A 13,141-nucleotide genomic window follows, 5' to 3' on the forward strand; every position below is an offset into this window, starting at 1 on the left:
ATGGCAGACCGTTTGACCCCAGCCAACTAGCGGTCGCCACAGCTCCTGGCTCTTAAGCTTTACCTTTCTTCACTCTCAGCCCCTTGCGTCTATCCGGGGAACACAGTATCTACGGGGTTTCGGGTGGGGTGTTGAGTAGTTGCAGGATGAGAGAAGTTCAGCCGAGGATTATTCTGCCCAGTTTGGAATGGCAAGGTAGGGAACGCGGCTAAATTCTCGGACATTATTGGTCACGATCGTCAGGCCCAAGCTGAGGGCGTGGGCCGCGATCAGTAAGTCCATGTTGCCGATCGATTGTCCCTGGCGTTCGAGGCTGTAGCGAAGTTCGCCATAGTGATGGCTGGCAGTGCGATCGAAGGGGACGTTAAGGGCAACAAGAAGCGATCGAGGGCGGCCTGATTGCGATCGTGCTGTTGGCTTTTGGCAATGCCGTAGTCGAGTTCAGCAACGGTAATACTCGAAATGGCAATATCGCCGAGTTCGCAGGCGCGGAAGCGATCAATAACTTGGGGCGGTTTGTGTTTGATTAAGTAAATGCAAATGTTGGTGTCGAGGAGGAATTTCATAGAAACCATTCCTCGCGTTCTTGGGGCAAGTCTTGGGGGCGAGTTTCTGGCCAGTCCTCGAAGCAATCTTCGGAAAAGAGTGTGAGGCTCTCAAACAAAATTTGCCAGGGATTGGCAGCGGGCAACAAAATCAGAGCGCTGCCTAGGGGTTTGAGATAAACCGCTTCGCCGAGGAAGTCGATCAACTCGGGCAAAATGATTGTCCAGCCCTGATCTTGTTTAGTAATTTCGACTCGTTCCATCGAGAATTCCTTCGGTGATGGTGTTGGCGGTCATTAATCGTGGGTGCAGGACGTTCAGGATTGCGTTGTTTCAATGGTAGCGCGGGTCTTGGGATGGGGCGATCGCCCCTGGGGATCGCGAGTTGCTTGCCTGCGTCAATGGCCGACGGGTAGGGTGCATGGGAGCAAGGCCAAGGGGTCACGAAATGGTTGATTTGTACTCCCATGCACCGAGAATTGAGCGCCACTCAACCGATCGGGGATGGTCGGTGAATGCGACATGGGTGGCGGTGCATGGGAGATTAGGGGCAACGATCATTGACGGCCGAGCGTGCTCCCATGCACCCTACGGCTACCCATGGCTTTTCCTCGCTCGATCGCTGGGGGTGGATCTGTCCTTAGGGCGATCGTAGCTCGCAAACGGTTGATTAACCCTGGCTTAATTTGGAGCGGCGGGGTGATTGGGGCGATCGGTTTTGGGGGCGGATGGTGGGGGTTGGCCCCGAGGGACGGGGCCAATCAATGCGATTGCGCAACGCGGGATCGGTTTTTGCGAGTTTCCAATCAAGTGGGTGCCCCAGCGAGTGGGGCCACGGAACGACCGCTCGCCAGATTGAGGTTCAGGTTCAAGTGTTTCCAATCAAGTGGGTGCCCCAGCGAGTGGGGCCGCGGATTGAGGAGATCCGCATCGTGGCGAAAAAGCTCTAGTTTCCAATCAAGTGGGTGCCCCAGCGAGTGGGGCCGCTCGGAGTCGAATAATCTGCCGCTGGTCAAACGTGATGACGTTTCCAATCAAGTGGGGGCCCCAGCGAGTGGGGCCGATCACGAAGATGGTTTTGAGGCGATTGACAACGCTGAGTTTCCAATCAAGTGGGGGCCCCAGCGAGTGGGGCCCCGTTCTAGAGGCGATCGCCTCTGAGGTGTATCCCGTTTCCAATCAAGTGGGTGCCCCAGCGAGTGGGGCCGCAGGGTCCACTGCAGTTCAACATATTTCGACCGCGACGGAGTTTCCAATCAAGTGGGTGCCCCAGCGAGTGGGGCCTGAACGTCTACCGCTTCTTAAGTTTCAATTGGTTGAAATTGTTTCCAATCAAGTGGGTGCCCCAGCGAGTGGGGCCATGCCGCGAACAAGGTCAGCCCCGATGACTTCCTGCTTGAGTTTCCAATCAAGTGGGTGCCCCAGCGAGTGGGGCCTCACTACCTCTCGGATGGTCGCTACAACGCTACGGCGCTTGTTTCCAATCAAGTGGGTGCCCCAGCGAGTGGGGCCCCAAACAATCGGATGGCACGGCGTGGGACAGGAGCGGCCAGGTTTCCAATCAAGTGGGTGCCCCAGCGAGTGGGGCCCCCAGCGCTCCAAACTGTTCTGGGAAGTAGACGCGGTTTCCAATCAAGTGGGTGCCCCAGCGAGTGGGGCCATGGCGAAGGCGGTGCAATCGAAGTCAGTGCGGTAGTTCCCGGAAGTTTCCAATCAAGTGGGTGCCCCAGCGAGTGGGGCCGAGCTACTCAGGAAAAACAGTTCGCAAGGCTGTTCTAGGTGTTTCCAATCAAGTGGGTGCCCCAGCGAGTGGGGCCTGATTTCCTCTTGTCCCCGTCCCGCGTCTTGAGTTTCCAATCAAGTGGGTGCCCCAGCCAGTGGGGCCTAGGCATCCCCTCCGGCTATTTCGTTGACCTGTTTGGCGGGTTTCCAATCAAGTGGGTGCCCCAGCGAGTGGGGCCGCCAAGTTCGATTTCGAGGCGCTGGCGGAGACGTGGTTTCCAATCAAGTGGGTGCCCCAGCGAGTGGGGCCTAGTGAGTAAACGCTCTGATGATGAATGCCATTTTGGTTTCCAATCAAGTGGGTGCCCCAGCGAGTGGGGCCTAGGAAAGATCATGTCTCATAAGGTAGCCCAACAACTAACGTTTCCAATCAAGTGGGTGCCCCAGCGAGTGGGGCCACGTTGCAGTTTACGAGGCCACCTACGCTCAGACCAGTTTCCAATCAAGTGGGTGCCCCAGCGAGTGGGGCCATGCGTCTAGCCATCATCGGAACCCGCGATCTTCCCGGTTTCCAATCAAGTGGGTGCCCCAGCGAGTGGGGCCAAGACCTGGAACAATCACTAGCCGATCGTCGGTGGAGTTTCCAATCAAGTGGGTGCCCCAGCGAGTGGGGCCCGCGATCGGGGCAAAATGTGGCTATTTGCAGTGGCGGTGTGGGTTTCCAATCAAGTGGGTGCCCCAGCGAGTGGGGCCCCATCGATTCTACGCTTCACGCCATTAACGCGATCGTTGAGTTTCCAATCAAGTGGGTGCCCCAGCGAGTGGGGCCGTTCCACCGGCAACGCCACACCACGGCCGACCGGGCGGTTTCCAATCAAGTGGGTGCCCCAGCGAGTGGGGCCAAAATCGGCACAGAATTGATCAGGGAGATTGACCTAGTTTCCAATCAAGTGGGTGCCCCAGCGAGTGGGGCCTTGCGAGTCCTAAACTCGCTACCCTCATCTTTTCTTCGTTTCCAATCAAGTGGGTGCCCCAGCGAGTGGGGCCGCGACAAAACCCAAGGAGATGAACGTCGGCAGCTTGCGTTTCCAATCAAGTGGGTGCCCCAGCGAGTGGGGCCCCGACCCATTCCGCCTATTTTTGTTTGCGATGTTTCCAATCAAGTGGGTGCCCCAGCGAGTGGGGCCGAGTGTAATTGAGATCACACGGGTGGCGATCGCGTCCGAGTTTCCAATCAAGTGGGTGCCCCAGCGAGTGGGGCCTCGTTCGCCCAAGAGTCACCCCTTCCTCGGACACTCCGAGGTTTCCAATCAAGTGGGTGCCCCAGCGAGTGGGGCCAAGCCAAAAATTGGGCACTTAAGTTGCGGGCGAGTGCTGAGTTTCCAATCAAGTGGGTGCCCCAGCGAGTGGGGCCTTTAACTTTGACATCCTGGCTGCCCTGGCTAACGTTGTTTCCAATCAAGTGGGTGCCCCAGCGAGTGGGGCCTTGGCTGGATGTTGGTGAGCGCAATCACACAAACCTGGTTTCCAATCAAGTGGGTGCCCCAGCGAGTGGGGCCTCCGGTTTGTAGGCAGTGCAATCGGGGCGGTGATTGGTGTTTCCAATCAAGTGGGTGCCCCAGCGAGTGGGGCCCTAGCTTGCCAAACAGGTTCAGCGGCCCAACAGCGCGGTTTCCAATCAAGTGGGTGCCCCAGCGAGTGGGGCCTTATTGATTGTCTACTTTGAGGATGGTGCTATTGTTTCCAATCAAGTGGGTGCCCCAGCGAGTGGGGCCTTCCCGAATGCTACGTCACCGCCATGTGGGATTCGGAGTTTCCAATCAAGTGGGTGCCCCAGCGAGTGGGGCCCCCAGAAATTCATCGCATCATCGTTCCTTGTGACTCGTTTCCAATCAAGTGGGTGCCCCAGCGAGTGGGGCCGTTCAGCCGCCCGTCCGTAGGCTTCCACCTTTAGCGGAGTTTCCAATCAAGTGGGTGCCCCAGCGAGTGGGGCCCGGAACGGGTGCGGTCAAAACCACCTCTGCAACGAGTTTCCAATCAAGTGGGTGCCCCAGCGAGTGGGGCCTTTCCAGGTTCGGACAAGAACCACCTCTCGGAGTGTGGTTTCCAATCAAGTGGGTGCCCCAGCGAGTGGGGCCACGAAACGATAGCGATAGCAACATGGGTCAAGGCAAGCGGCAACGACAAGTTTCCAATCAAGTGGGTGCCCCAGCGAGTGGGGCCTTGGAACTAGCTGTTTGTTCGAGGACTTCAGCGCCGCGTTTCCAATCAAGTGGGTGCCCCAGCGAGTGGGGCCTTCCGTGAGCGGTTGCGAGGATCCAACCAACGGTGTGCCGTTTCCAATCAAGTGGGTGCCCCAGCGAGTGGGGCCTCAGAAGTCCCAATAGAAATGGGCGGTCGTAAAGATACGGTTTCCAATCAAGTGGGTGCCCCAGCGAGTGGGGCCCTCATTGATCAGTGCGACTGGGCATTGAAATTTGGGACTGTTTCCAATCAAGTGGGTGCCCCAGCGAGTGGGGCCTTATCTGAAAGTCCATAACCCCAGGCGTTCCTGGGTTTCTGTTTCCAATCAAGTGGGTGCCCCAGCGAGTGGGGCCTGAGTCGCAGCGATCTGGTTTCTACCAAGATCGATCGCCTGTTTCCAATCAAGTGGGTGCCCCAGCGAGTGGGGCCTCAAACACCGCCAGTAAGGCATCCACCGCTCGGCAGTTTCCAATCAAGTGGGTGCCCCAGCGAGTGGGGCCTGTCGTTCCGGGGTGTGGCAAGCGCTTATCCAGGTGTTTCCAATCAAGTGGGTGCCCCAGCGAGTGGGGCCCTTAAACTCCCAAGTATCGATGCTGCTGTCAGAGTAGGAGTTTCCAATCAAGTGGGTGCCCCAGCGAGTGGGGCCCTCTGAAAGAGCTGGTACTAACTTAACCTTTCGTTGCTTCGCTCCCAAGTTTCCAATCAAGTGGGTGCCCCAGCGAGTGGGGCCATAGGGGAATATCTTTGCAGTATCGATGTTGATTTCAAGTTTCCAATCAAGTGGGTGCCCCAGCGAGTGGGGCCCGGGCCCCAAGGTGTTGGGCGCACATCCACCAATCCAAGTTTCCAATCAAGTGGGTGCCCCAGCGAGTGGGGCCGAAAAGAAACGGAACGATTCTGGACGTGATTGAACGTTTCCAATCAAGTGGGTGCCCCAGCGAGTGGGGCCTTCTTCAGCAGTAAAATCGCCATGAACTACAGCCGCCAAGTTTCCAATCAAGTGGGTGCCCCAGCGAGTGGGGCCCTTTTCTGAACAATGGCATCCATTTCGTTCATGTAGGGCCCCACTGTTTCCAATCAAGTGGGTGCCCCAGCGAGTGGGGCCTTCTATATCCATCATTTGGCACTTATTACTGAATTACTGGTGTTTCCAATCAAGTGGGTGCCCCAGCGAGTGGGGCCCCGCACTAAACGCTAAAGCCGAAAAAATTCATAGCCATCAGTTTCCAATCAAGTGGGTGCCCCAGCGAGTGGGGCCGTATTCGTAGTCCCACGTGACTTGCAAGCGGCGAACGTTTCCAATCAAGTGGGTGCCCCAGCGAGTGGGGCCCTGAATTTAAAGGCTACAAACTCGAAAGGGGAGTAATTAGTTTCCAATCAAGTGGGTGCCCCAGCGAGTGGGGCCCTGGCTTTCAGGATGCCTACAAGTCTCAATGGGATAGTTTCCAATCAAGTGGGTGCCCCAGCGAGTGGGGCCCTGCATCTTAAGCTCTACATCTATAGACCTTCAGTGGTTTCCAATCAAGTGGGTGCCCCAGCGAGTGGGGCCGTGAATCTGCGATTGGGTCTCCAATTCCTTTTGAGTTTCCAATCAAGTGGGTGCCCCAGCGAGTGGGGCCAGGCTGATTTCCTTAAGTTCTGTGAATCGGCTTGGGTTTCCAATCAAGTGGGTGCCCCAGCGAGTGGGGCCCCCAAAGCCAAACAGCGATCAACAAAATCGGTTAATGTTTCCAATCAAGTGGGTGCCCCAGCGAGTGGGGCCAGTACCCTGTCCTACTTCCTTCCCTGTGCAACTTCCTCGGTTTCCAATCAAGTGGGTGCCCCAGCGAGTGGGGCCTCCCCCCTAAACTAACCCTTGCTGCATAAGGGTTACAAGTGGCTAGATCTACAACCCCTCTCAGACCCGGACAAAACCCAAACATTTTATCTGTGGAAAAACCCCAAAACCCTTGCCCCACAACCGATCCAAAACCTACACGACAGAATGCGGGTTCCAGCCGATCGCCCCAGGTTGTAGATTTCCGATACATCGCGTTACAAAATGACCGATCCCGGCGGCGAAGACAGGGGCCGCCCGCCCCAAACCTCCACCTGGGCCAGCATTTGACTCGATAAGGGATAAAACCGAATCGAATCCTCCTCCGGGTTAAACCACTTGCGAAGCCGCCGCCGCAGTTGGGCATAGTGACTCGGAGAGAGATAGCACTCAAACACGCTGTATTGCACCCGCTGGCCATAGCCCTCCAAGGTCGCCGCAATTTTGCTGCGCCGCTTCTGATTTGGACTGTCGTAAGCAACCACATAAAACACAGGTTCGGCCGCTTAGGTTCGCAGGCGATAGGGCTGGTAGGTGTAGACCGGCTGATAGACAAATTGCTTGTAGGCCCGCACTTGCCGACTCAGTAGCTCCCACCGGGGAATCGAACCGCCCTCGTCTTGGTCGATCGCCCCTTCCATGTGATCGATAAACGCTTGCAGATACAACTTGCGACCCGCTTCATTCAGAAAACAGCCCCCATCCCGCTGTTCCGTGTGCTGAGTGCGATCGACCTGACCCCGATTCACCAGCCCCAACACCACCGCATCCACCAACGGTGCCCGAAATTCCTCCAACAAATCCGACACCAAAGCCGGGTGGCGATCGGACGGTTCGTGCAAACAACCAGCGTAGGGATCGAGTCCCTGAAGCTCCACCAACACCAACAGATGGTTCCACAACACCTGGTAGCCAAAACTGAGGAAGGCGTTGATTGGGTCTTGGGGCGGTCGCCGGTTGCGATCGCGAAAGCCCAGGCCTGAGTCTGCCAGAATCGATCGCAGGGCCCCAAAGTAGGCCGCAGCCCCCGCCCCTTCCAAACCAAACAGTGCATCAAGGCTAGTGGCCTGGCGGGCCCGATCGCCTAGGTGGCGGAACTGGTCGAGATCTGGGCCCAAGTCGTGGCCCCGTTGGCGATAGCGCTGCAGCAAAATCCGGGAGTTGTGCAGCTTGTTGGCCACGATCGCCCGGGCCACCAATAGGCGATCGCCAAAACTGAGATCCGCTTGGTGACGCGCCAGGGCTCGGTAGCCGCGATGGATAGCCGTGAGGCGACCGTGACAGTAGCCCATGCGCGACAGGTAGACCACCGGCACATCCCGCACCAAACAAGCCCGCAGCACTTGGGTGGTGAGCTGCACATTGCCAAACACCAGAATTTGATCCAACAGCGGCAGGGCGATCGTTTGGGCGGGTTCGTCGCCCTGCTGCACGGTCAGGCGATCGGCGCGGACGGTGACGCGACTCCCTTGCTGGGACAGATAGAGCGATCGCATGGGGGACGAGGCATATGGCGCTAGGGGCGATCGAGCGGGCCGGGGCGATCAGACAGTCGTTCTAGCTCGGCTAGGGGATCAGGGTTGGCATCCAGCGAGCGAGTTAGTTGTTGGCCCCAAAGGCGATCGGCGATCGTGCAAGTGTAGTAGCTCGCTAAACCCACGAGCAGCGTGTTGACCAAGACAGCGGCTAACCCCAAAGGGGCAATCAGCAAAATAATCAGGGTCAGGCTGCTGTTGGTGAGGGCGATCGCTTGGCGGCGTTTGGGGAGCGTTCCAGGGGCAAAGTACATAGGACTGAGGGAGGATCAGCGGGCAAGGTCTAAAGGTTCAAAACTAGCTAGTCAAAGCCGATCGAATTTCGGCATTCAGGCGATCGAACGGATTATCCGTCAGCGAAACCGTGACAATTCCCTTCAAAATGCGCCGCAGTTGATTCAACACCTCTTCGGGATTTTCCATGCGGGAAATGCCCTTAAACTCATGCACCATTTGGTTGCGATCGGCGCAGAGTTTTTCGATTTTGTCTAAATCTCCCAGTAGCTCTTTCGAGTCAGGATCACAATCTAAAATCAGCCGCATGGTCAGGCGATTTGGAAAGTAGCTGGTGCGGACAGCACGATTTTTGGGGGCTGCCTTCTCTAGGGCGCGATAGACTTCACCCGATTTGAGGGCCTTGACCTCTTGCCAAAATCGATCGGTATCGGCCTCATCTTTAGGAAACTCAGCCAACTGCCCGATCGCGTATTTCAGCACATTTTCTTGGATGCCAAACACCCGCGTAAAAACGGTGAAATAGTCACGATTGTGCAGCGATAAAACTGCATTGAAATAGGCTTCCGCCAAAACTGTGGGCTTGTGTCCCGATCGCAACTTGGCAATGTCTTTAGCCCAGCGATCATCAATAGCTCCCGCAAGCTCTTGAATCGCGTCACTGGCTCCGTTGAAGTCAAATGCCTTGCGACAACGGGCATATTCCAACAAGCCCTTGAGGCGATCTGTTGCTAACTGGCTGGCTGTTAATTCCAACCAAGCACCACTGTAGTTGTAGTCCGCAATTTGTTGTTCAATGCGTTTGCGATCAAACTCCTGCCGCAACGCCAGAACATTGGTTGGAAAAACCCGATCTTGGCCTGGTTTCATCTCCTTCGGGTTACGAACTTGCCAAATTTGGCTATTGCTGGCGTAGCCTGCCGCCTGCAACAAACTGAAAGCCGACTTCATGGCTGGCGTTCCCGACGATGCGTTGAAATCTACCCGATCGCCCGGTTCCAACTGCGATTGCACCCACTCCAAACCGCGCTTTGCTTCTTGCGCCGCCAGCCACAAATCAGTGGGATCTTTCGACAATTCCCAACTGGTGGGAATCAGTTCCACCACCAAGCCAGATAATTGCGACTCTGACTCCATGTGTTCTTGGGTGTCTTGAGCATTTTTCGCTGTACCTTCTGTGTGCAGCAACACCACTTTCTTGATCGTTGTTCCTTGGTTTAATAAAAATCGCAGGAGGCTAATAATTGATCCTTCCGTTTCGGTGGCTGCAAACGGATCTTGATTGCCCACAAACGACAAAACAACACTACTCATGATTAGGTATGCTCCAAAAATTAGATTTTTAGTTCCAAAAAACTCAGCAAAATTCCTAGAATTTGATCGATTTGAGGCAAGTAATATTCATCCAAATCAATCAAAACTTGAGTTTCTTGAAGTTGCAAAAATCGCCAAACTGTTCCCGTAGACACTGCCCCATAAACTGTTGATTGAGGAGAACCTTCCTGCTGATTAAATCGCCAAGCACCAAGCATTTGGGCAATACACTGACCCAAGCCCGATCGCATGTTGTCGTTTTTGGCTTCTACCAAGGTCACAATTGGCGCAGTGATGATTGAAGCTTCCGGTTCGGCAGTCAAAATGAAATCGCATTCTCCGACTAGATCTAATTCTGGCTCTACGGCAAAGTTCACACCCGAAAAAAAGCCAATTTGGTAGTTTTTGAGGCGGCGAACTTCCAGCAAAACAGGTGCAATAATCAACTCAGATCGTGCCTTTTCGGTACTGAGGGTGGCAGCAAGCGCGGCATTTTCTTCGAGCAGGGTTTTCAAGATTTCTGAAGGTGGATGAGGTTCCCGATCGCGAAAAAGATGAGAGCGATCGTGAATTTCAAGGCTAAATGCTGCTTTAATTTGGGCAATTGAGAAGCTACTATAGGGCATGAGATTAATTCGCCAATTCTAGGCGATGCGCAAAATAGTTACGATTCAGTAGCATTTTCATTTCTAAATTTCCTCGTATTAATCTCCGTCTGAATTTGAGCATAGAGCAACTGAGCTTGTCCTTCAATAGATAAACTTAATGACATGCCAATGAATTGCCCTATAAACCAGCCTACAAAACCACACAAAGCACCAAAGAGAAAAGCACCCACAATTCCACCAATTACAGCCCCTAATCCAAAACCAACAGAGAATCCAAAAAATGCACCAACAATACAGAAAACAATAATGATTGATTGTGCTTTTCCATGCAGTCTTTCAGCCGTTCTGATCGCAAAATTTTGATCATAAACCAGGTCATTTTGTCCACTAGGTTGTGCAACTTCGTGGTTCAAAAACTTAAATCGATCTTCACTATTTTCGGTATTACTTAGATAAAAAATTTCATTCCATGCAGGTCGAAGTTGACCAGTTTTTCTGGCTTCAAGGTTCAGGACTTCGATACCCTCTGGCTGAATCATTTTTAGACCGCGCATCAGGCGATCGCGAATTTGCTCAAGTTGGGGTGGATTTTCGCCCTCAAAGGTCAGCTTCAGTTCGTTGCCATTGGTGCGGCCCTTGCAAGTCCAGCCCTCTTTTTGGAACGATCGATTCAGCATCGCCGCGATCGCCCCTGGCTTGCCCTGTTTCGCCAAATTGAGAAGCGTATTATCTGCCATGACTAGATTCCTCCAAGGTTGATGCAAAACAACGATCAAAACGGCCATAGCTGTTGATAGCTCGTTGCATCCTCCTTCAGCTTCCGAAGAAACTTTTTCCTGGGGTCAGAGGTAGAACCAAAAACTGTCACCACTTGATAATCATCATGATTAGCAATCCAAACAGGCGATGGCTTGACCACAGGTTTAACTGAGCCGCACAAGTTCCCATCATAGTTATTATTAACCTTGAAAGCTTGGTCATGAAGTGTTGCCAGAGCAAAAGGTTTTCCATATCTTCCAGAACCCGAGCACACTGCAATATGGCAGTTTCGATCAATGGCTTCAGTCCACTGCATTGAGCCATCTATCCTGACAGCATATGGTTGATTAGGATTAATTGTTGTCTTGGATAAATCACTCAGAGCAGCATAAAAATTCTTGAGACGCTTACGAAACAATGATTGAAATTCTTCAGTTGTTTCTGGAAGCTCCCAAAATGTATTCTCTTCTACAAAGAGCGTTGAACCACGATACCAAGGTGCTCGATCGCGCGTCTTACGCGAGTAGCAAGGTCGCCGTGCACCCTGGCCAATGCCTCCCAGGTGAAACATCAACCACGTTAAAGATTTGAGGAGGACTTGTACATTACTAGCTTGGTCAGAAGGACAACTAGGTTTGAGAAAAATGACCAGTTTGCCTTCTTGTTGTCCACATTTATCATTTTTACCTTTGAAGTTTGGCTGTGGTTCGCATTGTGTCACCTTGCCATCGCGCACCACAACTCGCACCCACCCCCAGATGGTCTTAGGATTAATGCTGCCAAAAATGCAGGCTTCTAAATCCTTTACATTGTCAACAGGTAAAACACCCAAGGATAAGACCCGAAACCAGTAGCGAAGCATTGACTTAAAGGCAATTGGACGCACCTCTGCCTGAGGCTTTCCTCTCATTTCCCAATGATTTTTTCCTTCGTTCCAATTCCATTTTGTAAGCTCCTGACAACCATGAATTAGCTGTCCTTCAACTTCAAAATTCACTTCAAAAAAGCCTAATAATTTCTGTTTCTTGTCTTTTACCTTTAACTCTCCATAGCCGGAGTTGACCTGTGAGCCAATTCCTGATTGCAATCCTTGAATCAGCCAAGATTTAACTTTTTCAAGCAACTGTTGATCATCAATGCCAGAAGCAAGCTTCATCCCGAACAAGAATGTTGGTTTTTGGAGAGAAAGAAAACTATTGGGATTGGGGCTGTATTTTGGTGTTTCTCCTTCCCAATTCCAAATCTTGTTAGCCATGTCGATCGCCAACCCATCTTGACCAGGTAAGGGATAGGCATCAAAAAAAACAATTTTGCCTACTCGATCGCCATCTGAAGCATCCAGGTGACCAAACCACCGGGCCACATGTAAATTAGCCTTCTCCCAACCCATGCTCATAAATTCGCGGATAGCTTGGGCACGAGCCACACCGCGCAAAGTGCTGGAGGGAATGTAAGGAATTCCAAGCGCGTCAAACGCTGGCAATAAGGTGCTCTCTGGCCCACGATGGCCGCCCACTCGAATTCGCCACGGGGCTGCGGCCTGAAAGATCACACCACCCTTAGCCAGCATCTCAAGGCGGCGCTGACAACGCGCAAGATGTTGCTTGTTGTACTGACTTGAGTTGGTCTGCGCTTTTTCCAGCAGTTCTAACTTGGTACCAGGATCAAGATTTTTAGACTCCTGACTCCCTTTAGGATGGGGCGATCGCATCCAACGTAGATATTCCACAAAGCTGGCAGAATTCTGGATCTGTGGCGGATTCGCAGGATTCAGCCAGGGCGAAGGCTGTCCAGGGTTATCATCCCCGCCGCCGCCACGTTGCTGTCCACCCCGATCGCCACCACCGCCTCGTTGAGAGGGTTGACCAGCACGATCGCCCCGATCGCCCGCCTGCCCAGTCTTCGGAGATTTCACAGGACGCTTAGGCGAATTCGGCCGTTCCCAAGGATTAGGACTCATAGCTCAATTACTCCTTATCACCTTTGCAGTAAATTGAATTCGCCCAAAAACTAAACTCTTGCGCCAGCTTTAGCGCCACACCAGTTAGCCCTAAATAGTCATCTGGTGACAGTTGCAACAAAAGCTCTGGATTGTCTAACTTGCTGAGATCTGGTTGGCAGCTAATTTTTGACAAACAAGAAAAGAACGCTTTCACAACATCTTTGCGACCTGCCTGGCTCAAAGCATTTTCTTCAGCTTTAAGGCGCAGAAGTCCCCAAGTTGAAAGGTAAGTGTATAGCTCAACTGATTGACTCTTTTGCTCTTGTTTTTCAGCCTCATCTTTAGCCTGAGCTTTCAAGTCTCTCAGAGCTTTATAGACATATTTGCCCATGATGCGAGAATCAAAAATCACATTAGCTCTC

10 protein-coding genes, 1 pseudogene and 1 CRISPR repeat array are annotated in these 13,141 nt (G+C 53.2%); of the genes and pseudogenes, 1 reads left to right on the forward strand and 10 read right to left on the reverse strand.

Features of this window, described 5'->3' with window-relative positions; genetic code table 11:
• Window positions 1-168: 168 nt before the first annotated feature.
• Window positions 169-575: pseudogene (locus H6G52_RS14000) on the reverse strand (type II toxin-antitoxin system VapC family toxin).
• Window positions 563-808: an antitoxin gene (locus H6G52_RS14005; protein ID WP_190529131.1), complete on the reverse strand. Its 246-nt coding sequence runs from the start codon at window positions 806-808 to the stop codon at window positions 563-565. The pseudogene H6G52_RS14000 and the gene H6G52_RS14005 overlap by 13 nt, the downstream one beginning before the upstream one ends.
• A 185-nt stretch (window positions 809-993) precedes the next feature.
• Between H6G52_RS14005 and H6G52_RS14010 the strand changes: the two genes are divergently transcribed.
• The gene (locus H6G52_RS14010; protein WP_190529133.1) at window positions 994-1,200 is read left to right on the forward strand and encodes a hypothetical protein; all 207 of its coding nucleotides are present in this window, start codon (window positions 994-996) and stop codon (window positions 1,198-1,200) included.
• Window positions 1,201-1,343: 143 nt separating this feature from the next.
• Window positions 1,344-6,348: a CRISPR direct-repeat array (repeat unit 36 nt; unit sequence GTTTCCAATCAAGTGGGTGCCCCAGCGAGTGGGGCC).
• Between the two features lie 197 nt (window positions 6,349-6,545).
• On the opposite strand, the gene cas2 is transcribed toward H6G52_RS14010, so the two are convergent.
• Genes cas2 through H6G52_RS14050 form a run of 8 tightly spaced genes read right to left on the reverse strand, consistent with a single transcriptional unit; the run spans window position 6,546 to window position 13,131 of the window.
• Window positions 6,546-6,821, reverse strand: a complete 276-nt coding sequence (gene cas2, locus H6G52_RS14015) for a CRISPR-associated endonuclease Cas2 (protein ID WP_190529135.1) — start codon at window positions 6,819-6,821, stop codon at window positions 6,546-6,548.
• 12 nt (window positions 6,822-6,833) lie between these two features.
• The gene (gene cas1, locus H6G52_RS14020) at window positions 6,834-7,823 is read right to left on the reverse strand and encodes a CRISPR-associated endonuclease Cas1 (protein WP_190529137.1); all 990 of its coding nucleotides are present in this window, start codon (window positions 7,821-7,823) and stop codon (window positions 6,834-6,836) included.
• 20 nt (window positions 7,824-7,843) lie between these two features.
• On the reverse strand, window positions 7,844-8,116 hold the full coding sequence (gene csx18 / locus H6G52_RS14025; protein ID WP_190529139.1) for a CRISPR-associated protein Csx18: 273 nt from the start codon (window positions 8,114-8,116) through the stop codon (window positions 7,844-7,846).
• Window positions 8,117-8,159: 43 nt separating this feature from the next.
• Window positions 8,160-9,410, reverse strand: coding sequence for a hypothetical protein (locus H6G52_RS14030; protein WP_190529141.1), 1,251 nt, complete (start codon window positions 9,408-9,410; stop codon window positions 8,160-8,162).
• Window positions 9,411-9,430: 20 nt separating this feature from the next.
• Window positions 9,431-10,036 (reverse strand): hypothetical protein, encoded by a 606-nt coding sequence (locus tag H6G52_RS14035; protein WP_190529143.1) that lies wholly within the window; start codon window positions 10,034-10,036, stop codon window positions 9,431-9,433.
• Between the two features lie 38 nt (window positions 10,037-10,074).
• On the reverse strand, window positions 10,075-10,755 hold the full coding sequence (locus tag H6G52_RS14040; RefSeq protein ID WP_190529145.1) for a GlsB/YeaQ/YmgE family stress response membrane protein: 681 nt from the start codon (window positions 10,753-10,755) through the stop codon (window positions 10,075-10,077).
• Window positions 10,756-10,790: 35 nt separating this feature from the next.
• Window positions 10,791-12,737 (reverse strand): RAMP superfamily CRISPR-associated protein, encoded by a 1,947-nt coding sequence (locus H6G52_RS14045; RefSeq protein WP_190529147.1) that lies wholly within the window; start codon window positions 12,735-12,737, stop codon window positions 10,791-10,793.
• Between the two features lie 7 nt (window positions 12,738-12,744).
• Complete coding sequence (locus tag H6G52_RS14050; protein ID WP_370567712.1) at window positions 12,745-13,131, reverse strand: hypothetical protein; 387 nt, start codon at window positions 13,129-13,131, stop codon at window positions 12,745-12,747.
• Between the last annotated feature and the right edge of the window lie 10 nt (window positions 13,132-13,141).

Origin of the sequence: Limnothrix sp. FACHB-881 (genome assembly GCF_014698135.1) — a bacterium.
In the GTDB taxonomy this organism is placed as follows: domain Bacteria; phylum Cyanobacteriota; class Cyanobacteriia; order CACIAM-69d; family CACIAM-69d; genus CACIAM-69d.